The following is a 23,946-nucleotide window of genomic DNA, read 5'->3' as shown; positions in this document are numbered from 1 at the left end:
GGGTGGTCCGGTGGACATGACCGAGGAGGAGTACGTGGCGTACCTGGCGGGGGAGCGCCGCAGATACGCCTGGGTGATGCGCACCCACGGGGGGATGCCGGCCGGTCGTGCCGCGCACGAGGCGATGGACTGCTATCCGTACGAACCGCCGGAGGCGGCCTACCGCACCCTCGTCTTCCACGACGAGGCGTGGCACTGGGCCATGCTCGCGCTCCACGGCGGCGACTACGTGCACCGGCCCGGACTGGTGTGCCCGCCCGAGGAGTACGAGGCGCTCGACTGAGCCGGCCGACCGGACCGCCGTGCAGCGCGGCGCCCCCCGTCCCCCGGTGCTGTGCGGTGCCGAGGGACGGAGGGCGGACGGCTCGCGGCTTCGGGCGCGGGTTCAGCCGGTGAGCTGGTCGTAGGCCGGGAGCGTCAGGAAGTCCTCGTAGTCCTCGTCGAGGGCGACCTTCAGCAGCAGGTCGTGGGCCTGCTGCCAGTGGCCGGCGGCGAACGCCTCCCCGCCCAGCTCCTCGCGGATCGCGGCGAGTTCCTCGGCCGCCACGGTGCGGGCGAGTTCGGGGGTGGCCCGCTCGCCGTTCTCGAAGACGACGCCCGCGTTGATCCACTGCCAGATCTGCGACCGCGAGATCTCCGCGGTGGCCGCGTCCTCCATGAGGTTGAAGATGGCGACGGCGCCGAGTCCGCGCAGCCATGCCTCGATGTAGCGGATGCCGACCTGGACCGCGTTGCGCAGGCCCTCGTAGGTGGGACGGGCGTCGAGGGAGTCGACGGCGATCAGGTCCCCCGCGGCGACGGAGACGTCCTCGCGCAGCCGGTCCTTCTGGTTCGGGCGGTCGCCGAGGACGGCGTCGAAGGAGGCCATCGCGATCGGCACGAGGTCGGGGTGGGCGACCCAGGAGCCGTCGAAGCCGTCGGCGGCCTCGCGGTCCTTGTCGGCCTTGACCTTCTCGAAGGCCACCCGGTTGACCTCGGCGTCGCGGCGCGAGGGGATGAAGGCCGCCATGCCGCCGATGGCGTGCGCGCCGCGCTTGTGGCAGGTGCGGACCAGCAGTTCGGTGTAGGCGCGCATGAACGGGGCGGTCATCGTGACCGCGTTGCGGTCCGGCAGGACGAACTTCTCGCCGCCGTCGCGGAAGTTCTTGACGATGGAGAAGAGGTAGTCCCACCGACCCGCGTTCAGGCCCGAGGCGTGGTCGCGCAGTTCGTAGAGGATCTCCTCCATCTCGTAGGCCGCGGTGATGGTCTCGATCAGGACCGTGGCGCGGACCGAGCCCTGCGGAACGCCGACGTGGTCCTGGGCGAAGACGAAGATGTCGTTCCAGAGGCGCGCCTCCAGGTGGGACTCCGTCTTCGGGAGGTAGAAGTACGGGCCCTTGCCGGCGTCGAGCAGGCGCCGGGCGTTGTGGAAGAAGTAGAGGCCGAAGTCGACCAGCGCACCGGGGACGGGGGAGCCGTCGACGGTCAGGTGGCGTTCGGCCAGGTGCCAGCCGCGCGGCCGCATCACGACGGTGGCCAGTTCCCCGGCGGGGCGCAGCGCGTACGACTTGCCCGACCGGGGGTCGGTGAAGTCGATGCGGCGCTCGTAGGCGTCGATCAGGTTGAGCTGGCCCAGGACGACGTTCTCCCAGGTGGGGGCTGAGGCGTCCTCGAAGTCGGCGAGCCAGACCCTGGCGCCGGAGTTGAGGGCGTTGACGGTCATCTTGCGGTCGGTGGGCCCGGTGATCTCCACACGGCGGTCGTCGAGGGCCGGCGGCGCGGGGGCGACCCGCCAGGAGTCGTCCGCGCGGACGGCGGCGGTCTCCGGGAGGAAGTCCAGCGTGGACGTGCGGGCGATCTCCGCGCGGCGCTCGGCGCGGCGGGCGAGCAGTTCGTCGCGCCGGGGCGTGAACCGGCGGTGCAGCTCGGCCACGAACGCGAGGGCCGCCTCGGTCAGGACCTCCTCCTGCCGCGGCAGGGGCTCGGCTTCGACGATGGCCAGCGGGGACGGCGCTGGTGCGGACATGAGCTGTCACTTCCTTCAGCGGGCTTCACGGTCTTCGAGGACGGCACCGGGACGTGCGGGCCGCCGTGGCGGCACCGGGTGCCACGGGCCCGGGGTACGGCCGCGGGCGCCGTCCGATGGGGCAGGCGCTTCTGATCAGTGGATAGTAGTTATCGCATAGTGGAAGTTCAATGGTTTGTTGACATCGAGATTCTCCGGGTCGACAGACCGTGGCGCACCGTGCCACGCCGTTCACCGGGCGTCCTCCCTCCCGGCCCGCGGGGCCCGGGCGCGGACCGTCCGGGCGCCCGGCGGGGGCGGTGCGACCCTGCGCACGCCCGGGCGGGGGAGTCAGCGCAGGTGCCGCAGGTCCCCGGGCGTGTCGATGTCGGCCTCCTCGGCCACGTCGCCGCACTCCACCAGCGTCACCGCCTCCTCGTGGGCGGCCAGGTAGGCCCGCGCCCCGCGGTCCCCGGCCGCGCTCGCCGCCACCTCGTCCCACCGCTCCGCACCGAACAGCACCGGGTGCCCGCGACGGCCCCCGTACGAGGCCGCCGCCAGCGCGTCCCGTGCTCCGTGCGCCCGCACCCGGGCCACCGCCTCGGGGCCGATGCCCGGCTGGTCGACCAGCAGCACCAGGACCGCGTCCGCGCCGCCCGCCCGGGCGAGCGAGTCCAGGCCGACCCGCAGTGAGGACCCCATGCCCGACTCCCACCGCTCGTTCACGGCCACCGTGCACCCCGCGAGCCCCGGAGCCCGCTCGCGGACCCGCTCCGCCTGCGCACCGAGCACCACGTGCACCGGCCCGCAGCCGCCCGCGCGCAGCACCTCCACCGCATGCTCCACCAGCAGCCCGCCGCGGTACGGCAGCAGCGCCTTGGGGCGCCCGCCCAGCCGCCTGCCCCCTCCCGCCGCGAGCAGCAGCCCCGCCACACGGCCGCGCCCCGGGGCGCGGCCCGCGGCAGGGGCGGTGTGCCCGCCCGTCCGGGCCGCGCCGCCGCCCGTCCGGGCCCGCCCGCCGGGCGGCTCCGCACCCCCCGCCCCGGCTCCGGTCGCGGGCCGCCGGTCCGGCCGTCCCTCCGTGCCGCGGGGTCGATGGTCCGTCATGGCGGCTTCTCCTCGGTTCTCTTGGCGGCGCCCCGCGCGGACGCCCTCGCGCCCTCGCGTTGGAGGGCGTGCATCCCTCTTGGATAGGGTGCACGTCCGAATACTGAGGCTTCATCAGGGGGATCGAGAGTCGATGACTGGGCGCGCGCAGGGGGATACGGTCTTCAAACCGCTGGGGGACGGCGATCCGAGGAGCGTCGCCGGGTACCGGCTCGCCGCCCGCCTCGGCGCCGGGGGCATGGGGAAGGTCTACCTCTCCTACACCCCCGGCGGCAGGGCCGTGGCGATCAAGGTGATCCGCCCCGACTTCGGCCAGGACGCCGAGTTCCGCCGCCGGTTCGCCCAGGAGGTCCAGGCCGCCCAGCGGGTGCAGGGGCTGTTCACCGCGCCCGTCATCGACGCGGACGCCGAGGCCGAGCAGCCGTGGCTGGCCACCGCCTACGTACCCGGCCCCTCGCTCGCCGACGCGGTCGTCCAGCACGGGCGGCTGCCCGTGCAGACCGTGCTGCTGCTCGTCGCCGGAGTCGCCGAGGCCCTCCAGGTCATCCACGGCGCGGGCATCGTCCACCGCGACCTCAAGCCGGCCAACGTGCTGCTCGCCGCGGACGGCCCCCGGGTGATCGACTTCGGGATCGCGCGGGCGGCCGACGCCACCTCCCTCACGGGCAGCGGCGTCACCATCGGCACCCCGTCCTTCATGGCCCCCGAGCAGGCGGCCGGCAGCCGGATCACCCCGGCCACGGACATCTTCGCCCTCGGCCAGATCACCGCCTACGCCGCCACCGGCAGGGCCGCCTTCGGCGAGGGCACCTCGCACGGTGTGCTGTACCGGATCGTCCACGAGGAGCCCGACCTCACCGGCCTCCCCGAGGAACTCCGGGAACTGGTCACCCGCTGCATGGCCAAGGCTCCCGAGGACCGCCCCCCGGTCGCGGACATCCTCGCGCTCTGCCAGGCGGCGGGCGACGGCACCGTCCTGCGCCGCCCCGACGAGTGGCTGCCGAGCGTCGTCGCGCAGGAGATCACCACCCGCAAGGCCGCACCCGCGCCGCCCGCCGCACAGCCCACCCACCCCGCCGCGCCGCCCACCCGTCCGGCCACGGTGCCGGCGGCCCCCGCCACCCCGCCCCCGGGCTTCGGTCCCCCGACCCCGCCGTCCGCGCCCCAGGCCCCGACGGGCCCCCAGCCGGGGCACACCATCCAGCCGGCGTACGGCTACCCGGGAACGCCCGCGCCGCACACCCCCGGCTACGGCCACCCGCATCCGGCCGCGCCCCGGCAGCCCGGCGGGCCCACCGGGTACGCGGGCACCGGACCGGTCGCCCCGGTGCCCGCGCCGGCACCCGGGCCCGCCAAGAGGACCGGACGCACCGCCGCCCTCGCCGCGGCCGCCCTCCTGGTGCTGGCCGGCGCGGCGGGCGGCGGCGCCTACCTCGCCCTCTCCGGCGACGGGGGCAGCGGGGACGCCGCCGGGCAGAGCCGGGCCGCGGACCCCGGCCGCAGCGCCGCCGAGGCGGACGCCCCGGCGGCCGAGAGCCCCGCCGCCGGAGCGGAGGCCACCCCGGAGGGCCCGGCGGACGACGACGAGGGCCCCGGCGCGGACCTCCCGCCGGACGAGCCCCTGGACGATCCCGAGGCCCGTGTGTACCGGGGGCTCGACGTCGTCCACGGCTACCACCTCACCCTCGACGACGAGCCGCTCAAGCCCGTGGACGACTCCACGCCCTCCGACCTGCGCTACAGCGGGCTCACCGACCAGGTGCGCACGGACAACGGCAAGCTGGTCCTGCTGCGCTCCAGCCAGACCGCCGACCTGGACACCTGCCGCACGGAGACGCGTTACGCCACGATCATCGACCTGAAGATCCTCTCCAAAGGTTCCCGCTTCTGCGTGCTCACCGACTCCGGGCACGTCGGGGTCGCGACCTACCAGGGCAAGGCGCCGGAGACCGACCCCAGCGCCTACATCACCCTGGACGTCACCGTCTGGCGCGATGCGATCGAACGAGCCGCCGCGTCCTGAATTCCGTCCTGCCGGTGGCGTGTTGCGGGGCGATGGCGTTTACTTGCCCGCACCCCTCGGGCGCTGCACCTGCCCGCGGGGTGCGCAGGGGCACCTGGACGTGCGAGGGGCGGGGCCGTGTTACGGAGCGTGGGGCAGACGCGTGTGGCGGGGAGCGGCGAGGATCCGAGGGTGGCGCGCCTGCGTGCGGCCGTCTCCCGGCTCCGCCGCGAACTGGCCGGTCATCCGGCCGAGTTCGGCGACCGGGGCATAGCCGAGGACGAACTGGCGGTGCTGGCGGCGATGGCCGCGGCCGGAGACCCGGAGATCCGCAGGATGCGGCGCTCGCTGCTGCTGGTGGCCGGTGCCGTGGGCTCGGTCAGCGCGCTGTCGCACGCACTGCTGCAGGTCCGCCACGCCGTCGACCTCTTCGCCGAGGCCGCGCCGCCCGTGCAGCCCGCGGCTGACGGCCCGTTCGCCCCGCCCGGCACCGACCCGGGGCACCCCGGCAGCCCCTGAGCCGGGCCGCGGTGCCGGTGTCGACGAGCGCGGCCGCGCCGCGGCCCCGGCCGGACGGGCCCCGACACGCGGCCCCGGCACGGCGGCGGCCGCCCGCTTCGGCCACACTGGGGCGGTGGACCGATCATTCCAGGAACTGCTGGACGAGGCCGGTGGCGTGTCCGTGGAGGGCTGGGACTTCTCCTGGCTCGACGGGCGGGCAACCGAGGAGCGCCCTTCCTGGGGCTACCAGGGCCTGATGGGCCGGAGGCTGGCCGCGGCGGGGGCGGCGCTGGACATCCAGACCGGCGGTGGAGAGGTGCTCGCCGGGGTGCCCGAGCTGCCCCGCACCATGGCCGCGACGGAGTCCTGGCCGCCGAACCTCGCCAGGGCGACCCGGCTGCTGCACCCCCGGGGCGTGGTCGTCGTCGCCGATCCCGACGAGCCGCCCCTGCCCTTCGCCGACGGGGCGTTCGACCTCGTCACCTCGCGCCACCCCGCCACCGTGTGGTGGGAGGAGATCGCGCGGGTGCTGCGCCCCGGAGGCACCTATCTGGCGCAGCACATCGGGCCCGCGACCGCCTGGGAGCTGGTGGAGTACTTCCTCGGCCCGCAGCCGCAGGCCCGTGCCCTGCGCCACCCGGACGCGGAGGCCGCGGACGCGCGGGCCGCCGGGCTGGAGGTCGCGGACCTGCGCACGGAGCGGCTGCGCATGGAGTTCCTCGACGTCGGCGCCGTCGTGTACTTCCTCCGCAAGGTGGTCTGGACCGTTCCGGGGTTCACGGTGGACACCCACCGGGAGCGTCTGCGCGAGCTGCACGAGCACATCCTGGAGCACGGGGTCTTCCTCGCCCACTCCACCCGCACACTCGTCGAGGCCCGCAAGCCCTGACGGTCCGGGAGGCCGGCCCCGGCGCTGCCCGGCACCCGTCGCCGGGCGCGGGCGAGCGGCCGCGCACCGCGGTCCCCGGCCCCTCAGCCGCGCCGGATCAGGCCCCGCCCGGCCGCGGCGGCCACCGCCGCGGTGCGCGAATCGACACCCAGCTTGGCGTAGATGTGCACCAGATGGGACTTCACCGTGGCCTGGCTCAGGAACAGGCGCCTGCTGATCTGCAGATTCGACAGCCCCTCGCCGACCAGCCCCAGCACCTCCAGCTCCCGCTTGGTCAGCGCCTGCGCGGGAGACCGCATCCGGTCCATCAGCCGGTGCGCCACGGCCGGGGCGAGCGCCGACCGGCCCGCGGCCGCCGTGCGCACCGCCGCCGCGAGTTCACCCGGAGGCGCGTCCTTGAGCAGGTACCCGGCCGCTCCGGCCTCGACGGCGGCCAGGATGTCGGCGTCCGTGTCGTAGGTGGTCAGCACCAGGACCCGGGGCCCCTCGGGCAGCGCCGTGATCTGCTCGGTGGCCTGCGCACCGTGCAGGCCCGGCCCGAACCGGAGGTCCATCAGCACCACGTCGATCCCGCCCGCCGCGGCCCTGCGTACCGCCTCCTCGGCCGTCGCGGCCTCGGCGACGACCGTGAAGCCGTCCTCGGTGTCCAGGACCGCGCGCAGCCCCGCCCGGACGACCGGGTGGTCGTCCGCGAGCAGCAGCCGGATCGGGGCGGCCGCGTTCATGCGGCGCACCCCCCGGCCTCCCGCGCCTCGCGGCGGGCGGGCCCGGCGCCGGGGGCGTCCACCGCCGCGTCCCGGTCCGGCATCGGCAGGGTCACCGCCAGCGCCGTCCCCTGGCCCGGTGCGGACTCCACACTCAGCGTGCCCCCGAGGGCCCGGGCCCGGGCCCGCATCGCCCGCAGGCCGAACCCGCCGTCGCCGCGCGGCGCCGCCCGCAGGGCCCGGGCGGGGTCGAAGCCCGCGCCGTCGTCCACCACGTCCAGGCAGACCGAGGCGTCCATGTAGCTGAGGGTGACCTCGGTGCGGGACGCCCCCGCGTGCCGGGCCGTGTTGGCCAGGGCCGACTGGGCGGTGCGCAGCAGCGCCACCTCGTACGGCGTCGGCAGCTCGACGGGCGTGCCGCTCACCCCGAAGCGGACCTCGGGGCCGGTGGTGCCCGCGCACAGGCGCCGGAGCGCGCCGTGCAGGGAGCCCTGCTCCAGGTCGGGCGGGGAGAGGGCCCGGACGAAGCGGCGCGCCTCGGCCAGGTTGTCCTGTGCGGCGCGGCGCGCCTGTGCGACGTGCCGGGCGGCCGGGTCGTCCCCGGCGAGCGAGGTCTCGGCGGCGCGGAGCAGCAGCTGGATGCTCGACAGGCCCTGGGCGAGGGTGTCGTGGATCTCGCGGGCCAGCCGCTCGCGCTCCGCGAGGGTGCCCGCGGTGCGCTCGGCGGCGGCGAGCTCCGCACGGGTGGCGACGAGTTCCTCGATCAGCCGGCGGCGGCTCTCGCTCTCCCGGTACAGCGCCTGGTAGCCGAGGACGGTGGCGACGGCGACGGCACCGCCCAGCAGGGGGCCGATGAAGGTGCCGGGGGTGGCCGTGCCGTCGTGGGCCAGGAAACCGCCGATGGCCGCTGCGGCGGTGGCGGCGACGGCGCCCAGCGCCCAGCGCCTCGGCAGCAGGTGCAGCTGGAGGAAGTAGAGCGGGAACGCCACCCACAGCGCGTCCGGGGAGACGGCCAGCAGTGCCAGCCAGGCGGCCCCGAGGGCGGCCAGCCACACGCCCGAGGCCCGGGCGGAGTGCCGGACGGCGGGCACGAGGACCCCGGCCGTGTAGACGCAGGCCGTGAGCGCGGCGAGGGCAGCGGCGGCGGGCGCCTGCGGCCCGCCGCGGGCGGCGGCCCGCGCGGCGGCCAGTGCCAGCAGGCCCAGCAGCAGGGCGTGGAGGCACAGCCGCAGCACGCGCAGGACGGGGGTGAGGGTGCGGGAGTCCATGTCCCGTCCAGCCTAAGCGGGCCCGCCGGGAGCCGGGTCAACCGAAAGGTTGACCCGGCGGTGCACCCGGGTGCGATGCCGCCGACCGCCCCGCCGAGCAGGCTGGACGCCATGTTCGTCGCATGGAGAGATCTGCGGACCGCCAAGGGGCGGTTCGCGCTGATGGGCACGGTGATCGTGCTCGTCACCCTGCTGGTGGGCCTGCTGTCGGGGCTCACGGCCGGGTTGGCCAGGGAGAACGTCTCGGGGGTGACCGGCCTTCCGGCCGACCGGCTGGTGTTCGCCGAACCGCCCGACGGCAGGTCGCCGTCCTTCTCGGACTCGGCCGTGTCCGAAGGGCAGTGGCGTTCCTGGGCGCGGCGCCCCGGGGTGGTGGACGCCGCACCCCTCGGTGTGCGCACCACCGAGGCCGCCGCCGCCCCGGGCTCCGGCGGTGGAACGGGCGGCGGTGCCGCCCGGGTCGCCGTCGCCGCCTTCGGCGCGGAGCCCGGCGGGCGCCTGGCACCCGGCGGGCTCGCTCCGGGGCGGGTGGTGCTGTCCGCCCGGGCCGCCGAGGAGCTCGGTGTCCGGGTGGGAGACCGGGTGCGCCTCGGTCCGGGCACGGCCGCGGTCGCCGCGGTGGAAGGCGACGCCTCCCACGCCCACCTTCCCGTGGTGTGGACCGCGCTCCAGGACTGGCGGCGGCTGCCCGGCGCGCCCGGCGGAGCCACGGTGATCGCGTTGACGACGGGGGAGGGCTTCACGGCCGCCGCGTCCGAAGCCGCCGACGAGGCTCTGGGCACCACCGCGCTCACGGTCGACGAGGCCCTCGCCGCCATCGGCTCCTACCAGGCGGAGAACGGCTCCCTCCAGCTGATGCGCGGATTCCTCTTCGCCATCTCCGCCCTCGTGGTGGGAGCCTTCTTCACGGTGTGGACGGTGCAGCGCGCCCCGGAGATCGCCGTGCTGAAGGCGCTCGGGGCCTCGACCGGCTACCTGCTGCGCGACGCGCTCGGCCAGGCGCTGCTGGTGCTCACCGCCGGCACCCTCGCCGGGACCGCCCTGGCCGCGGGGGCCGGGCTGCTCATCGGGCGGAGCGAGGTGCCCTTCGCCGTGGAGCCGGCCACGGTGCTGGTGCCCGCGGCCGTGACCGTGGTCCTCGGTGCCGCCGGGGCCGCCCTGTCCGTGCGGCGCATCACCGCCGTCGACCCGCTGACCGCTCTGGGGAGCGCCCGATGACCCTGCTGCTCGACGACGTCACGCTGACCTACGAGGACGGCGGCGGCCGTCTGACCGCCCTGGACCGCGTCCGCCTCGACGTCCCCGCGGGGACGGTGGCGGCGGTGGTCGGTCCCTCCGGCTCCGGCAAGTCGAGCCTGCTCGCCGTGGCGGCGACCCTGATCGCACCGGACCGCGGACGGGTCGTCGTGGACGGCGCCGACACGGCGGCGCTGGACCGCGGCGCCCGCTCCCGGCTGCGCCGTGAGCGGGTGGGGATCGTCTTCCAGCAGCCCAACCTGCTGCCGTCGCTCACTGCGGCGGAGCAGGTGCAGCTGATGGCGCACCTGTCGGGTCGCCCGCCGGCCGCGGCGCGTGACCGGGCGCGGGAGCTGCTGGCCGCGGTGGGTCTGGCGGGCGAGGCGGACCGCCGCCCCCACCGGCTCTCCGGGGGGCAGCGGCAGCGGGTGAACATCGCCCGGGCCCTGATGAACGACCCCGCGGTGCTGCTCGTCGACGAGCCCACGTCCGCACTGGACCACGAGCGCGGCGCGGCGGTGCTGGACCTGCTGGTGGGCCTCACCCGGGAGCGCGGGACCGCGACCGTGCTGGTGACCCACGACCGGGAGCACCTGGCGCGGGCGGACCGGGTGCTGACGATGCGGGACGGGCGCCTGACCGGGGCCTGACCCGCCGGCCCGGGCGCCCGTGCCGCTTCCCGGCGGGCGCCCGTGCCGCTTCCCGGCGGGCGCCCGTGCCGCTTCCCGGCGGGCGCCCGGGCCGGGCCCTCAGGCGCCGGGCGTCCCGCCGTTGCTGCTCAGGGCGGCCGACAGCTCGCGGGCGACCTCCTGGAGGAGCGGCACGATCGTGTCCGTGGCCGCCTCCGTCACCCGTCCGGCGGGGCCGGAGATCGAGATGGCCGCGGCGGTGGGGGAGTCGGGTACGGGGACGGCGAGGCAGCGCACGCCGATCTCCTGCTCGTTGTCGTCCACCGCGTAGCCGGTGCTGCGGACCTGCTCCAGGGCCGCGAGGAAGCCCTCGGGGGTGGTGATCGTCTTCTCGGTGGCGGCGGGCATCCCGGTGCGGGCCAGCAGCGCGGCGACCTCCTCCGCCGGGGTGTGCGCGAGGAGTGCCTTGCCCACCCCGGTGGAGTGGGGGAGCACCCGGCGCCCGACCTCGGTGAACATCCGCATGGAGTGCCTGGAGGGCACCTGGGCCACGTAGACGACCTCGTCGCCGTCGAGGAGGGCCATGTTCGCCGTCTCGCCGGTCTCCTCCACCAGGCGGGCCAGGTAGGGGCGGGCCCAGGTGCCGAGGAGGCGCGAGGCGGACTCGCCGAGACGGATCAGCCGGGGGCCGAGCGCGTAGCGGCGGTTGGGCTGCTGGCGCACGTAGCCACAGGCCACGAGGGTGCGCATCAGCCGGTGGATGGTCGGCAGCGGGAGCCCGCTGCTGGCCGACAGCTCGCTGAGCCCGACCTCACCCCCGGCGTCGGCCATGCGTTCGAGGAGGTCGAAGGCGCGCTCCAGGGACTGCACCCCTCCGCTGGCGGCGGGCTTGGCTGCGTCGGTGGCGTGGGACGTCGGCACGTCGGCGGTCCTTTCGGGCAGGCGGGGCAAGGCAGCAGCCTACCGGTCGCCCGCGCCGGGCGGCTCGCGCCCGCCGGGCCGTCCCTGCCGGTCAGGGCCCGTTTGTCCCGGTGTCGGCCGCCCCGGGGAGGAGTGGGCGGGGTCTCCCTCGGAGGAACCACCCCAATCGCTCTGCGGAAAACTACTTCCGCTTTGTGGAAACGTCCAATCCCTCCCCCGGGGGCCGCCCTTCTGCCGGGGAGGTCTTGACGGGGGTGCGGCGGAGGGGAAGACTCCTGATCGCTTCAACAGTTCGTTGAATTTTCGGTTTGCCGTGCGCTGCCGGACGCTGGATACAGGATCCCCCGGTGCCGAGAGAGATGAGGTGGACGGGTGCCCGACGTGGACGACACCGCGGCCGTGAACGCCGACGTGACGCTCGTACTGCGCTCGACGAGGGTCGTCACCCCCGAGGGCACCCGCCCCGCGGCGGTCGCCGTGGCGGGCGGCACCATCGCCTCCGTCGACCCCCACGACACCGCCCCGCCCCCCGGAGCCCGGGTGGAGGACCTCGGCGACGACGTCCTGCTCCCGGGGCTCGTCGACACCCACGTCCACGTCAACGACCCCGGGCGCAGCGCCTGGGAGGGGTTCTGGACGGCCACCCGCGCCGCGGCGGCCGGAGGCATCACCACCCTGCTCGACATGCCGCTCAACTCCCTGCCCCCCACCACCACCGCGGACCACCTGCGCACCAAGCAGGCGGTGGCCCGCTCCAAGGCGCACGTGGACACCGGCTTCTGGGGCGGTGCGATCCCCGCGAACCTCACGGACCTGCGCCCGCTGCACGACGCCGGCGTGTTCGGCTTCAAGTGCTTCCTGTCGCCCTCCGGCGTCGAGGAGTTCCCCGCACTCGACCAGGAGCACCTCGCCCGTGCCATGGCCGAGATCGCGGGCTTCGGCGGACTGCTGATCGTCCACGCCGAGGACCCCCACCACCTCGACGCCGCGCCCCGGCGGCCGGGGCCCCGGTACGCCGACTTCCTCGCCTCCCGCCCCCGCGACGCGGAGAACACCGCGATCGAGTCCCTCATCGGCCACGCCGAGCGCCTCGGCGCACGCGTGCACATCCTGCACCTCTCCTCCAGCGACGCCCTCCCCCTGATCGCCGACGCCCGCCGCCGGGGCGTGGCGGTCACCGTCGAGTCCTGCCCCCACTTCCTCACCCTGACCGCCGAGGAGATCCCGGACGGCGCCACCGAGTTCAAGTGCTGCCCCCCGATCAGGGAGTCGGCCAACCAGGACCTGCTCTGGCAGGGCCTCGCCGACGGCACCATCGACTGCATCGTCTCCGACCACTCGCCCTGCACCACCGACCTCAAGACCCCCGACTTCGCCTCCGCCTGGGGCGGCATCTCCTCCCTCCAGCTGGGCCTGCCCGCCGTCTGGACCGAGGCCCGCCGCCGGGGCCACACCCTCGACGACGTCGTCCGCTGGATGTCCGCCGGCCCCGCGGCCCTCGCGGGCCTGGACCGCAAGGGCGCCGTCGAGGCCGGACGGGACGCCGACTTCGCCGTCCTCGCGCCGGACGAGACCTTCACCGTCGACCCTGCCCGCCTCCACCACCGCAACCGGGTGACCGCCTACGCGGGCCGGACGCTGCACGGCGTCGTCCGCTCGACCTGGCTGCGGGGCCGACGCATCGCCACCGGCGGCGAGGTCGCCGGACCGGCGGGCCGACTGCTCGAAAGGAACAACTGAAACCGTGTCCGCATCCTCCCTCCCGTCCTTCACCGGCGACGCGGCCCCCTACGGCGGCGGCGACCCCTACGCCGACTACCGCGGCCCCGGCCCCGGGGGCTTCCCCTTCTCGCACCTGACCGACCTCGCCGACCGCCGGCTCGGCGCGGGCGTGATCGCCGCCAACGACGAGTTCTTCGCCGAGCGCGAGAACCTGCTCAGGCCCGAGGCCGCGCACTTCGACCCCGAGCACTTCGGCCACAAGGGCAAGGTCATGGACGGCTGGGAGACCCGCCGCCGCCGAGGCGCCTCCGCCGCCGAGCCCCACCCGGCCGCGGAGGACCACGACTGGGCGCTCGTCCGCCTCGGAGCCCCCGGGGTCGTCCGCGGCATCGTCGTCGACACCGCCCACTTCCGCGGCAACTACCCGCAGGCGGTCTCCGTCGAGGGCGCCGCGGTCGCCGGGTCGCCCTCCCCCGGGGAACTGCTGTCGGGCGACGTGAAGTGGACGACCCTCGTCCCCCGCACCGCCGTCGGCGGCCACGCCGCCAACGGCTTCGCCGTCCGCGGCGAGCAGCGCTACACCCACCTGCGCGTCAACCAGCACCCCGACGGGGGCATCGCCCGGCTGCGGGTGTACGGCGAGGTGGCCCCCGACCCGCAGTGGCTGGCCGCCCTGGGCACCTTCGACGTGGCGGCCCTGGAGAACGGCGGCTGCGTCGACGACGCCTCCGACCGCTTCTACTCCCCGGCCGCCAACACCATCCAGCCCGGCCGCTCGCGCAAGATGGACGACGGCTGGGAGACCCGCCGCCGCCGGGACCGGGGCAACGACTGGATCCGCTACCACCTGGCCGCCCACTGCGAGGTCCGCGCCGTCGAGATCGACACCGCCTACCTCAAGGGCAACAGCGCGGGCTGGGCCGCCCTCTCGCTCCGCGACGGCGAGGACGGCGAGTGGCGCGAGGTCCTGCCCCGCACCCGCCTCCAGCCCGACACCAACCACCGCTTCGTGCTCGGCACCCCCGCCGCGGGCACCGACGCCCGGCTCGACATCTACCCCGACGGCGGCATCTCCCGGCTGCGGCTCTTCGGTTCCCTCACCGAGCGCGGCGCCGCGGAACTCGCCGCCCGCCACCGGGAACTGGGCGGCTGACCGGGGCGCGTCACCCTCCCGCCCGCGGAGCGCACCGGCGGGTGCGGCGGTGCGGCGGGCCCCGCGCCGCCGCACCGCAGGGCCCCGGCATCCGGCAGCTTCCGGGAGAGGTCCTGCCCGCCCCGCGGTCCGCCTCCCCACGCCCTTCCCCGGATCCCGCCACCCGGCGCCCTACCGTGTGCCGCATGACGCGCACGGAGTACCCCTGGCTGCTGCCCTCCGCCATGGCGGAGCCGCCCGAACGGGGCCCCGCACCCGGCGGCCGGCCCCGCCCGCGGCGCACCGTGCGGGACTGGGTGGTCGACAGCCTGGTGTTCCTGCTCGCCGCCGGGATCGGCCTGCTCGCCGGGGAGGCGGTACAGCAGGCGGACACCCCCGAGGCGCTCGTCGCCGCCGACCTGGTCGCGGGTGCCGCGGCCTGCGGAGCACTGTGGGTGCGCCGCCGCTTCCCCGTCGCCCTGGCGGTGGGGGCGCTCGTCGTCGGAGTCCTCGCGCCCACCGCGGGCGGCGCGTCGATGCTCGCCCTGTTCAGCCTCGCCGTCCACCGCCCTTTCCGGCCGGTCGCCGCCGTCGGCGTCCTCGCGGCCGTCTCCGCCGTGGTCCAGCCGCTGGTGCGCCCGGATCCGGGGGCCTCCTACCCGGCGTCGGTCGTCGCCGGGCTGGTGCTGGTGCTGCTGATGGTCGGCTGGGGGATGCTGGTGCGGTCCCGCAGGGAACTGTTCAGGGCCCTGCGGGAGCGCGCCCGCAGGGCCGAGGCGGAGGCCGCGCTCCGTGCCGAGCAGGCCCAGCGGCTCGCCCGCGAGGCCATCGCCCGGGAGATGCACGACGTGCTCGCCCACCGCCTCACCCTGCTGTCCGTGCACGCGGGAGCGCTGGAGTTCCGCCCCGGCGCCCCTGCCGCCGAGGTGGCCCGTGCCGCGGGGGTGATCCGGGACAGCGCCCACGAGGCCCTCCAGGACCTGCGCGAGATCATCGGGGTGCTGCGCGCGCCGGGGGACGACGGCGGGGCCCCCGACCGCCCCCGGCCCACCCTCGCCGCCCTCGGCGCGCTCGTCGAGGAGTCCCGCGGGGCCGGGATGGACGTCGTGCTCGACAGCGACGTCCCCGACCCGGGAGGGGTGCCCGCGTCCACCGGCCGCACCGCCTACCGCATCGCCCAGGAGGCGCTGACCAACGCCCGCAAGCACGCACCCGGCACCGCGGTCCGCGTCGTCGTGCGGGGACGTCCGGGGGACGGGCTCAGCGTCGAGGTCGCCAACCCCGCTCCCGCGGGCGAGGTGCAGCCGGTGCCCGGCTCCGGGCAGGGGCTCATCGGCCTGACCGAGCGCGCCGTGCTGGCGGGCGGGCGCCTGGAGCACGGGGGCACCGGCGAGGGCGGGTTCCGGGTGGCCGCCTGGCTGCCCTGGCCGCCCTGACTGCCCGGCGCCTCCCGGCTCCGGCGGCCCGGCGGTCCCGGCGCCCGACCGCGGCCGCCCGGCGCCGAGATCGCGCCGACCTCGCACCCGCCTCCCGCCCCGCCGAGGACCCGCCTGCCGCGTACCGCGGCGGAAACGGCCCCCCGGCGGCCGTGTCCGGATCACGCTCCCCGCCCCCGCCGCCGGGCCGCCCTGCGATGACGGGGGCGCCCGCGCTTCGTAGGCTGAGGCGATGACGACAGCCGATCTCGCCGTGTACGGGCCCGAGTTCACCGCCGATCCGTATCCCACCTACGCCCGTCTGCGCCAGGACGGCCCCGTCCACCGACTGCGCGGCGAGGACGGCACGCACTTCTGGCTGGTCGTCGGATACGAGGAGGCGCGCCGGGCGCTCGCCGACCCGGCCCTGTCCAAGTCGCCCGCCACGGTGGGCGTGGTCCGCTTCGACCAGGAGGTCATCGGCTCCACCCTGCTCTCCGTCGACCCGCCCGACCACACGCGCCTGCGGCGCCTGGTGGCCCGGGAGTTCACCGCGCGCCGGGCCCAGCGGCTGGCACCGCGGGTGCAGGAGATCACCGACGGACTGCTCGACGCGATGGTCCCCCGCGGCCGCGCGGACCTGGTGGAGCACCTGGCCTTCCCGCTGCCCATCATCGTCATCTGCGAACTGCTGGGTGTCCCCGCCGCCGACCGGGACGCCTTCCGGGCCTGGTCCGACGAGATCGTCGCGCCCACCTCCGTCGCGGCCGGGGAGGCGGCCGTGCTCGGCATCGGCGCCTACCTCGACGGACTGATCGCCGACAAGCGCCGCTCCGGACCGTCGGACGACCTCCTCTCCGCGCTGATCGGCACGGCGTCCGACGCGGAGCCGGGGGAGGAGCCGCTGACCGGCACCGAGCTGCGCTCGCTCGCCTACCTCCTGCTGATCGCCGGACACGAGACGACCGTCAACCTGATCGCGGGCGGGGTGCGCGCCCTGCTCGCCCACCCCGACCAACTCGCCCTGCTGCGCTCCGACCCCGGGCTGCTGGACGGCGCCGTCGAGGAGATGCTCCGCTACGACGGCCCGGTGGAGAACGCCACCCTGCGCTTCACCACCCGACCCGTCACCTACGGCGGGACCACCGTGCCCGCGGGGGAGACCGTGCTGGTCTGCCTCGCGGGCGGGGACCGCGACCCCGCGCGCTTCCCCGAACCCGACCGCTTCGACATCCGCCGCGACGCCCGCGGGCACCTGGCCTTCGGGCACGGCATCCACTTCTGCCTCGGCGCGCCGCTCGCCCGGCTGGAGGCGCGGACCGCCCTGGCCTCGCTCCTCACCCGCTGCCCCGGGCTGGCGCCGGACCCCGACGCGGGACCCGAGGAGTGGCTGCCGGGACTGCTGATCCGCGGCACCCGGCGCCTCCCGGTGCGCTGGTGACCCGCCCGGGGCGCCGGTCAGCCGCCCGGGACCTCCTCCAGCCGCACCGGGCGGCGCTCCGCCCGGGACAGCTCGCACGCCTCCGCCACCCGTAGGGCGGTCAGTGCCTCCCGGCCGTCGCAGGGGTTGTCGCCCTCGCCGGTCACCAGGCGCAGAAAGGCGTCCAGCTCGGCCTCGTACGCCGGGGCGAAGCGCTCCATGAACCCCGGCCACGGGTTGTCGACGGGCGGCAGGCCCTTGGGTTCGACCGAGCTGATCGGGGTGCGGTCGTCCAGCCCGACGGCCACCTGGTCCAGCTCGCCCGCCAGCTCCATCCGCACGTCGTAGCCCGCGCCGTTGCAGCGGGTCGCCGTGGCCGTCGCCAGGGTGCCGTCGTCCAGGGTGAGCAGCGCCGCGGCCGTGTCCACGTCGCCCGCCTCCCGGAAGGCGGCGCCCGCACCGTCCGAGCCCGTCGCGTACACCTCGGTGATCTCCCGGCCGGTCACCCAGCGCAGGATGTCGAAGTCGTGCACCAGGCAGTCCCGGAACAGCCCGCCCGACAGCGGCAGGTAGTCGGCGGGCGGCGGTGCGGGATCGGAGGTCACCGCCCTGACGGTGTGCAGCCGCCCCAGCCTCCCGGAGCGGACGCGCTCCCGCGCCGCCGTGTACCCGGCGTCGAAGCGCCGCATGAAGCCGACCTGCAGCGCGGTGCCCGCCTCCTCCACCTCGCGCAGCGCCGCGAGGGTTCCCGGCAGGTCCAGGGCGATCGGCTTCTCGCAGAAGGCCGGAAGCCCGCTGCGGGCGGCCCGGCCGATGAGTTCGGCGTGCGCGGCGGTCGCCGAGGCGATCACCACCGCGTCCACGCCCCAGGCGAACACCTCGTGGGCGCTGGGGGCCGCGGTGGCCCCGTAGCGGTCGGCCGTCGCCACCGCCCGCGCCGCGTCGGTGTCCGCAACGACCAGGGAACCCACCTCGCGGTGGCGGCTGAGGATCCCGGCGTGGAAGCCGCCGATCCGTCCCGTGCCGATCAATCCGATGCGCATGGCCCAAAGGTGGGGGTCGCGCGCCCCCCTGTCAAGAGTTTGTCCTGACAATTGGACCTGATGGCTTCCCGTCGGCATGGCGTGCGACTACGCTCCCCCACGTGCCCAAGCAGCCCCGCCACGACCCCGACCCCGCAGCGCCGCTACCGCTGAGCGTGGACCGCAGCAGCCCGGTCCCGCTCTACTTCCAGCTCGCCCAGCAGCTGGAATCGGCCATCGAGGGCGGTGTGCTCACCCCGGGAAGCCTGCTCGGCAACGAGATCGACCTCGCCGGACGCCTCGGGCTGTCCCGCCCCACCGTCCGCCAGGCCATCCAGTCGCTCGTGGACAAGGGGCTGCTGGTCCGGCGGCGCGGTGTCGGCACCCAGGTGGTGCACAGCCGGGTGCGCCGCCCGCTGGAGCTCAGCAGCCTGTACGACGACCTGGAGGCCGCCGGGCAGGACCCCGCCACCACCGTGCTCGCCAACACCGTCGAGCCCGCCGACGCGCTCGTCGCGGCGTCGCTGGGCATCGCCGAGGGCAGCGAGGTGCGGCGGATCGAGCGGCTGCGCCTCGCGCACGGCGAGCCGGTGGCCCGGCTGCGCAACCACCTCCCCGCCCGGCTGCTGGACTGCGACAGCGAGCGGCTGGAGGCCACCGGTCTCTACCGGATCATGCGGGCGGCCGGCATCACCCTCCACAGCGCCCGCCAGACGGTCGGCGCCCGGGCGGCGGACGGCCCGGAGGCGGAGCTGCTCGGCGAGAAGCCCGGTGCCCCGCTGCTCACCATGGAGCGCACCACCTTCGACGACACGGGCCGTGCGGTCGAGTACGGCTCCCACGTCTACCGGGCGGGCCGCTACGCCTTCGAGTTCCAGCTCCTGGTCCGCCCCTGAGCGCGCCCGTCCCGTGCGCCGGACCGGGGGCCGCCCGCCGGTATGACCGGAACACGCCACCCCGGCCCCGGGCGTCCGGAGAGGCCCTTGACCGGGTTCCGGGCCCGCCGTAGAAACGCAGTCCGGCCGCACCCGGGCGGCCCCGGGACAGGACGGCGGACCGCCATGCACGAGCCCCGCACCACCGCCCGCCCCCACCCGTTTCGGCCGCCGCCACCAGGCGTGACGGATACTGGTCGGCGGCCGGGACCGGGCGGTGCCTCCCCGGCCGGGCCGGACGGGCCCGCAGGAACGGCAGAGCAAGAAGGGCACGTCTTCGTGGCACGGGCAAGGACAGGACTCCGCGTGATCGGCGCGGTGCTCGCAGTGGCGGTCGGCATGGGGCTCGCCGGATGCAGCAGCACCGGCGGCAAGCGCGCCGAGGACGCGCGCAGGGCAGCGGAGGCCGCCCGGGGCGAGGCCGCGGTCACCACACCCCGCTGGACCTTCGCGATGGTCACCCACTCCGGTGACGGCGACACCTTCTGGGACATCGTCCAGAAGGGCGCCCGGGAGGCGGCGGCCAAGGACAACATCAACTTCCTCTACGCCCACAGCGACGAGGCCCAGCAGCAGGCGCAGCTCGTCGACTCCTACATCGCCAAGGACGTCGACGCGCTCATCGTCACCCTCGCCAAGCCCGAGGCCATGAAGGCCGTGGTCGGCAAGGCCCGCCGGGCGGGTATCCCCGTGATCACGGTCAACTCCGGATCCGAGCAGTCCAGGGAGTTCGGCGCCCTCACCCACATCGGCCAGGACGAGTCCGTCGCCGGCCGCGCCGTCGGCGAGGAGCTGGAGGCCCGCGGCCGCGCCAAGGCCCTGTGCGTCCTGCACGAGCAGGGCAACGTGGGCCACGAGCAGCGGTGCGACGGGGCCCGGGAGGGCTTCGGCGGCGACCTGCAGAACCTGTACGTCGACGGCACCAACATGCCCGACGTCCGCTCCTCCATCGAGGCCAAGCTCCAGGCCGACCCCGGGATCGACGCCGTCGTCACCCTGGGCGCCCCCTTCGCCGACGCCGCCGTCCAGGCGGCCAGGGCCGCCGGCTCCGGCGCCGAGGTCGACACCTTCGACCTGAACGCCAAGGTCGCGGCCGGCCTCCAGGACGGCTCGCTCGGCTTCGCCGTCGACCAGCAGCCCTACCTCCAGGGCTACCAGGCCGTGGACCTGCTGTGGCTCTACAAGTACAACGCCGACGTCCTCGGCGGCGGCCTGCCCGTGCTGACCGGTCCGCAGATCGTCACCCGGGAGGACGCCGCCCGGCTGAAGGACCTCACCGAGCGGGGCACCCGATGAGCACCACCGCACCGCCCGCCTCCCCCGGCACGGCACCCGGGCCGCCGGCCGACGAGCGGCTGCTGCGCACCTCGCTCGCACGCCGCCTGATGGGGCGGCCCGAGCTCGGGTCCGTGGTCGGCGCCGTCGCCGTCTTCGTCTTCTTCTCCTTCGCGGCGGACTCCTTCCTCCGGCCGTCCAGCCTGGACACCGTGCTGTACGCGGCCTCCACCCTCGGGGTGATGGCGGTGCCGGTGGCGCTGCTGATGATCGGCGGGGAGTTCGACCTCTCGGCCGGTGTCCTGGTCACCACCTCGGCACTGGTCTCCTCGATGTTCAGCTACCAGATGACCGCCAACGTCTGGGTCGGCGTCGGGGTGTCGCTGCTCGTCACCCTGGCCGTCGGCTGCTTCAACGGCTTCCTGCTCACCCGCACCGGACTGCCCAGCTTCATCATCACGCTGGGCACCTTCCTGATGCTGACCGGACTCAACCTGGGCCTCACCAAGCTGGTCAGCGGCACGGTGTCGACCAAGTCGATCGCCGACATGGAGGGCTTCGCCTCCGCCCGGGCGGTCTTCGCCGAGACACCGGTCCTCGGCACCACCGTGAAGTCCACCGTCCTGTGGTGGCTGCTGCTGGTGGCGCTCGCCACCTGGATCCTGCTGCGCACCCGCTTCGGCAACTGGGTCTTCGCCGTGGGCGGAGGCGCCGGGGCCGCCCGCGCGGTCGGCGTCCCGGTCCGGCGGACCAAGACGCTGCTGTACACGGGCGTCGCCTTCGCCGCCTGGGTCTCGGGCCAGCACCTGCTGTTCTCCTTCGAGGTGGTGCAGTCCGGCGAGGGCGTCGGCAACGAGCTGACGTACATCATCGCCGCCGTCATCGGCGGCTGCCTGATCACCGGCGGCTACGGCTCCGCCATCGGCTCGGCCGTCGGCGCCCTGATCTTCGGCATGACCTCCAAGGGCATCGTCTTCGCCGAGTGGAACCCCGACTGGTTCACCTTCTTCCTCGGTGCCATGCTCCTGCTGGCCACCCTCCTCAACACCTGGGTCCGCCGACGGGCGGAGGCGACACGATGACCACCCCCCTCGTCGAACTCGACGGCGTCAGCAAGTACTACGGCAACATCCGCGCCCTGGAGGGCGTCTCGCTCACCGTCGGCGCCGGTGAGATCACCTGCGTCCTCGGCGACAACGGAGCGGGCAAGTCCACCCTCATCAAGATCATCGCCGGTCTGCACCGGCACGACGCCGGCTCCCTGCGCATCGAGGGGGAGGAGACGGTGCTCGGCAACCCGCGCGAGGCCCTCGACCGCGGCATCGCCACCGTCTACCAGGACCTCGCCGTCGTCCCCCTGATGCCGGTCTGGCGCAACTTCTTCCTCGGCTCCGAGCCGGTCCGGGGCAAGGGCCCCTTCCGGCGGCTGGACGTCGGGCTGATGCGCGCCACCACCCGCTCCGAGCTGCTGCGCATGGGCATCGACCTGCGCGACGTCGACCAGCCCATCGGCACCCTGTCCGGAGGTGAGCGGCAGTGCGTGGCCATCGCGCGCGCCGTGTACTTCGGGGCCAGGGTGCTGGTCCTCGACGAGCCGACCGCCGCACTCGGCGTCAAGCAGTCCGGGGTGGTCCTCAAGTACGTGGCCGCCGCCCGTGACGCGGGTCTCGGCGTGGTGCTGATCACCCACAACCCCCACCACGCCTCCCTGGTCGGCGACCGCTTCGTGCTCCTCAAGCGCGGCGCCATGGCCGCCGCCCACACCCGGGGCGCGGTGACCCTGGACGAGCTCACCCGGCAGATGGCCGGCGGCAGCGAGCTGGAGGACCTCGCCCACGAGCTGGAGCGCCCGCCCGCCCCGCCCCCCGCGGGCCCCGACCGGGCCGAGGGCGCCTGACGGTCCGGCCGGCGGGGGCCGCGCCGGGCGTCCGCCCGCCGGGATGGGTACTAGCATCGACGGCGGCGGGCGCCGTCCGCCCCGGGTCCCGGTGAGCGGACCGGCACCCCCACGACCTACCCGCAGGGACGACGTGAGCACGTACCGCGACTTCACGCAGCGAGGCACCGCCCGTGCCGGCGTCCTGCGGACCGCCGGCACCCGCGAGCGCCGCTCGCACCTCTCCGCGCCCCGGGTCCCCACGGTCGGCATCGACATCGGCGGCACCAAGGTGATGGCGGGCGTCGTCGACGCCGACGGCGTCATCCTGGAGAGGATCCGCACCGAGACCCCCGACAAGTCCAAGAGCCCCAAGGTCGTCGAGGACACCATCTGCGAGCTGGTGCTCGACCTCTCGGACCGGCACGACGTGCACGCCGTGGGCATCGGGGCGGCCGGGTGGGTGGACGCCCACCGCGCCACCGTCCTGTTCGCACCCCACCTGGCCTGGCGCAACGAACCCCTGCGGGACGCCCTCACCGCCCGCCTGGCCGTGCCGGTGCTGGTCGACAACGACGCCAACACGGCCGCCTGGGCCGAGTGGCGCTTCGGAGCCGGCCGCGGCGAGGACCACCTGGTGATGATCACCCTGGGGACCGGCATCGGCGGTGCCATCCTGGAGGACGGCCGCGTCAAGCGCGGCAAGTACGGGGTGGCGGGTGAGTTCGGTCATATGCAGGTCGTTCCGGGCGGCCACCGCTGCCCCTGCGGCAACCGCGGCTGCTGGGAGCAGTACAGTTCCGGCAACGCCCTGGTCCGCGAGGCCCGGGAGCTGGCCGCCGCCGACTCCCCGGTGGCCTACGGCATCATCGACCGGGTCGGCGGCAACGTCCGGGACATCACCGGCCCGCTCATCACCGAACTGGCCCGCGAGGGCGACGCGATGTGCGTCGAACTCCTCCAGGACATCGGGCAGTGGCTCGGTGTCGGCATCGCCAACCTGGCCGCCGCGCTCGACCCCTCCTGCTTCGTCATCGGCGGCGGCGTCAGCGCCGCCGACGACCTCCTGATCGCCCCCGCCCGCGACGCCTTCCGGCGCCACCTCACCGGCCGCGGCTACCGCCCCGAGGCCCGGATCGCCAAGGCCCAGCTGGGTCCCGAGGCCGGTATGGTCGGTGCGGCCGACCTCGCCCGCCTGGTCGCCCGGCGCTTCCGCCGGACCAACCGGCGCCGGGTGGAGCGGCACGAACGCTACGAACGCTACGCGCAGGCCCTGCGCAACCCCGGCTCCGCCCGCCCGACCCAGGAACCCCCCGCCTCATGACCACCGTGACCCGCCCTCCCGCCCCGACGCCGACCGGGAACGAGAGCCGGCGCCGCATGCTGGTGCGCCGCAGCCTCACCCTGCTCACGATCGTGCTCCTCGTCGGCATCCCCGCCGGCTACCTGCTGGTCTCCGCCGAGCAGAGCCGCGAGAGCGGGCGCGACAAGGAGGCCGACGCCAAGGCCACCGGCCTGCGCGACCGCTGGCCCTCCCTGGTGAAGCGCCGCATCTTCGAGATCCCGATCCCCGACGGCGCCTGGCGGGTCGGCTACTTCGAGACGAGCAACTGGAAGACCAGCCGCTTCTACGTGCAGTTCCGCACCACGCCCGACGGGCTGGACGAGTTCCTCCGGGACGTCGGCACCGACCGCTCCGCCCTGAACGACGGCGAGGTCGCCATCGACGACCGCCACGCCGACGTCGTGGGCTGGAACTTCACCCTCCCGGACCGCCGGTGGGCCGGGCTCACCCATCGCAACACCCCTCCGCGGCCCACCCAGAGCATCACCGTCGACCTCTCCGAACCGCTCAAGCCCTGGGTCTACGTGGTCTCCACCTCCACTCCGTAGCCGCCCCGCGCC

22 protein-coding genes are annotated in these 23,946 nt (G+C 75.4%); 16 read left to right on the top strand and 6 right to left on the bottom strand.

Annotated features, from left to right (window positions below):
* Positions 1-16: 16 nt before the first annotated feature.
* Positions 17-283, top strand: coding sequence for a hypothetical protein (locus NPS70_RS01000; RefSeq protein ID WP_256522191.1), 267 nt, complete (start codon positions 17-19; stop codon positions 281-283).
* A gap of 102 nt (positions 284-385) precedes the next feature.
* On the opposite strand, the gene aceB is transcribed toward NPS70_RS01000, so the two are convergent.
* Both aceB and NPS70_RS00990 read right to left on the bottom strand, forming a co-directional pair.
* Entirely contained in the window at positions 386-2,008 is a 1,623-nt protein-coding gene (gene aceB / locus NPS70_RS00995; protein WP_256521594.1) for a malate synthase A, read from the bottom strand.
* A gap of 330 nt (positions 2,009-2,338) precedes the next feature.
* The gene (locus NPS70_RS00990) at positions 2,339-2,920 is read right to left on the bottom strand and encodes a nucleotidyltransferase family protein (protein WP_256522190.1); all 582 of its coding nucleotides are present in this window, start codon (positions 2,918-2,920) and stop codon (positions 2,339-2,341) included.
* Positions 2,921-3,227: 307 nt separating this feature from the next.
* Between NPS70_RS00990 and NPS70_RS00985 the strand changes: the two genes are divergently transcribed.
* The 3 genes from NPS70_RS00985 to NPS70_RS00975 all read left to right on the top strand — a co-directional run bounded on the left by NPS70_RS00985 (position 3,228) and on the right by NPS70_RS00975 (position 6,486).
* Positions 3,228-5,117: a serine/threonine-protein kinase gene (locus NPS70_RS00985; RefSeq protein WP_256521592.1), complete on the top strand. Its 1,890-nt coding sequence runs from the start codon at positions 3,228-3,230 to the stop codon at positions 5,115-5,117.
* 117 nt (positions 5,118-5,234) lie between these two features.
* Positions 5,235-5,615 (top strand): DUF5955 family protein, encoded by a 381-nt coding sequence (locus tag NPS70_RS00980; protein ID WP_256521591.1) that lies wholly within the window; start codon positions 5,235-5,237, stop codon positions 5,613-5,615.
* A gap of 115 nt (positions 5,616-5,730) precedes the next feature.
* On the top strand, positions 5,731-6,486 hold the full coding sequence (locus NPS70_RS00975) for a class I SAM-dependent methyltransferase (RefSeq protein WP_256521590.1): 756 nt from the start codon (positions 5,731-5,733) through the stop codon (positions 6,484-6,486).
* A gap of 83 nt (positions 6,487-6,569) precedes the next feature.
* On the opposite strand, the gene NPS70_RS00970 is transcribed toward NPS70_RS00975, so the two are convergent.
* Both NPS70_RS00970 and NPS70_RS00965 read right to left on the bottom strand, forming a co-directional pair.
* Positions 6,570-7,211, bottom strand: a complete 642-nt coding sequence (locus tag NPS70_RS00970) for a response regulator transcription factor (protein WP_256521589.1) — start codon at positions 7,209-7,211, stop codon at positions 6,570-6,572.
* The gene (locus NPS70_RS00965) at positions 7,208-8,458 is read right to left on the bottom strand and encodes a sensor histidine kinase (RefSeq protein WP_256521588.1); all 1,251 of its coding nucleotides are present in this window, start codon (positions 8,456-8,458) and stop codon (positions 7,208-7,210) included. Before NPS70_RS00965 ends, NPS70_RS00970 begins: the two co-directional genes overlap by 4 nt.
* A gap of 111 nt (positions 8,459-8,569) precedes the next feature.
* Here NPS70_RS00965 and NPS70_RS00960 point away from each other — a divergent pair, with 111 nt between their 5' ends.
* Both NPS70_RS00960 and NPS70_RS00955 read left to right on the top strand, forming a co-directional pair.
* Positions 8,570-9,676, top strand: coding sequence for an ABC transporter permease (locus NPS70_RS00960; protein ID WP_256522182.1), 1,107 nt, complete (start codon positions 8,570-8,572; stop codon positions 9,674-9,676).
* On the top strand, positions 9,673-10,344 hold the full coding sequence (locus tag NPS70_RS00955; RefSeq protein WP_256521586.1) for an ABC transporter ATP-binding protein: 672 nt from the start codon (positions 9,673-9,675) through the stop codon (positions 10,342-10,344). The genes NPS70_RS00960 and NPS70_RS00955 overlap by 4 nt, the downstream gene beginning before the upstream one ends.
* A 99-nt stretch (positions 10,345-10,443) precedes the next feature.
* Here the strand turns inward: NPS70_RS00955 and NPS70_RS00950 are convergent, their stop codons facing one another.
* Positions 10,444-11,244 (bottom strand): IclR family transcriptional regulator, encoded by an 801-nt coding sequence (locus NPS70_RS00950; RefSeq protein WP_256521585.1) that lies wholly within the window; start codon positions 11,242-11,244, stop codon positions 10,444-10,446.
* 381 nt (positions 11,245-11,625) lie between these two features.
* Between NPS70_RS00950 and allB the strand changes: the two genes are divergently transcribed.
* The 4 genes from allB (at position 11,626) to NPS70_RS00930 (ending at position 16,954) form a co-directional block, all read left to right on the top strand.
* On the top strand, positions 11,626-12,984 hold the full coding sequence (gene allB, locus NPS70_RS00945; protein ID WP_256522178.1) for an allantoinase AllB: 1,359 nt from the start codon (positions 11,626-11,628) through the stop codon (positions 12,982-12,984).
* A gap of 4 nt (positions 12,985-12,988) precedes the next feature.
* The gene (alc, locus tag NPS70_RS00940) at positions 12,989-14,119 is read left to right on the top strand and encodes an allantoicase (protein WP_256521583.1); all 1,131 of its coding nucleotides are present in this window, start codon (positions 12,989-12,991) and stop codon (positions 14,117-14,119) included.
* A 185-nt stretch (positions 14,120-14,304) separates the two neighbouring features.
* On the top strand, positions 14,305-15,534 hold the full coding sequence (locus tag NPS70_RS00935) for a sensor histidine kinase (protein WP_256521582.1): 1,230 nt from the start codon (positions 14,305-14,307) through the stop codon (positions 15,532-15,534).
* Positions 15,535-15,766: 232 nt separating this feature from the next.
* On the top strand, positions 15,767-16,954 hold the full coding sequence (locus tag NPS70_RS00930) for a cytochrome P450 (protein ID WP_256521581.1): 1,188 nt from the start codon (positions 15,767-15,769) through the stop codon (positions 16,952-16,954).
* A gap of 17 nt (positions 16,955-16,971) precedes the next feature.
* Here the strand turns inward: NPS70_RS00930 and NPS70_RS00925 are convergent, their stop codons facing one another.
* Positions 16,972-17,976 (bottom strand): Gfo/Idh/MocA family oxidoreductase, encoded by a 1,005-nt coding sequence (locus NPS70_RS00925; RefSeq protein WP_256521579.1) that lies wholly within the window; start codon positions 17,974-17,976, stop codon positions 16,972-16,974.
* Positions 17,977-18,077: 101 nt separating this feature from the next.
* Between NPS70_RS00925 and NPS70_RS00920 the strand changes: the two genes are divergently transcribed.
* The 6 genes from NPS70_RS00920 to NPS70_RS00895 all read left to right on the top strand — a co-directional run bounded on the left by NPS70_RS00920 (position 18,078) and on the right by NPS70_RS00895 (position 23,934).
* Positions 18,078-18,851 carry a GntR family transcriptional regulator gene (locus tag NPS70_RS00920; RefSeq protein ID WP_308314965.1) on the top strand — a complete coding sequence of 258 codons (774 nt, stop codon included), beginning with the start codon at positions 18,078-18,080 and terminating at the stop codon, positions 18,849-18,851.
* A gap of 318 nt (positions 18,852-19,169) precedes the next feature.
* A complete protein-coding gene (locus NPS70_RS00915) occupies positions 19,170-20,186 on the top strand; it encodes a sugar ABC transporter substrate-binding protein (RefSeq protein ID WP_256521578.1) in 1,017 nt (338 codons plus the stop codon).
* The gene (locus NPS70_RS00910) at positions 20,183-21,247 is read left to right on the top strand and encodes an ABC transporter permease (RefSeq protein WP_256521577.1); all 1,065 of its coding nucleotides are present in this window, start codon (positions 20,183-20,185) and stop codon (positions 21,245-21,247) included. Before NPS70_RS00915 ends, NPS70_RS00910 begins: the two co-directional genes overlap by 4 nt.
* Positions 21,244-22,062: an ATP-binding cassette domain-containing protein gene (locus NPS70_RS00905; protein WP_256521576.1), complete on the top strand. Its 819-nt coding sequence runs from the start codon at positions 21,244-21,246 to the stop codon at positions 22,060-22,062. The genes NPS70_RS00910 and NPS70_RS00905 overlap by 4 nt, the downstream gene beginning before the upstream one ends.
* A gap of 133 nt (positions 22,063-22,195) precedes the next feature.
* Positions 22,196-23,365: an ROK family glucokinase gene (locus tag NPS70_RS00900; RefSeq protein WP_256521574.1), complete on the top strand. Its 1,170-nt coding sequence runs from the start codon at positions 22,196-22,198 to the stop codon at positions 23,363-23,365.
* Positions 23,362-23,934, top strand: coding sequence for a hypothetical protein (locus NPS70_RS00895; protein ID WP_256521572.1), 573 nt, complete (start codon positions 23,362-23,364; stop codon positions 23,932-23,934). Before NPS70_RS00900 ends, NPS70_RS00895 begins: the two co-directional genes overlap by 4 nt.
* Positions 23,935-23,946 lie beyond the last annotated feature (12 nt).

Origin of the sequence: Streptomyces sp. C10-9-1, assembly GCF_024497955.1 — a bacterium.
GTDB lineage: Bacteria > Actinomycetota > Actinomycetes > Streptomycetales > Streptomycetaceae > Streptomyces > Streptomyces sanyensis.
The sequence above is the reverse complement of the archived record's forward strand: the minus strand, read 5'-3'. Positions and strand labels throughout refer to the sequence as shown.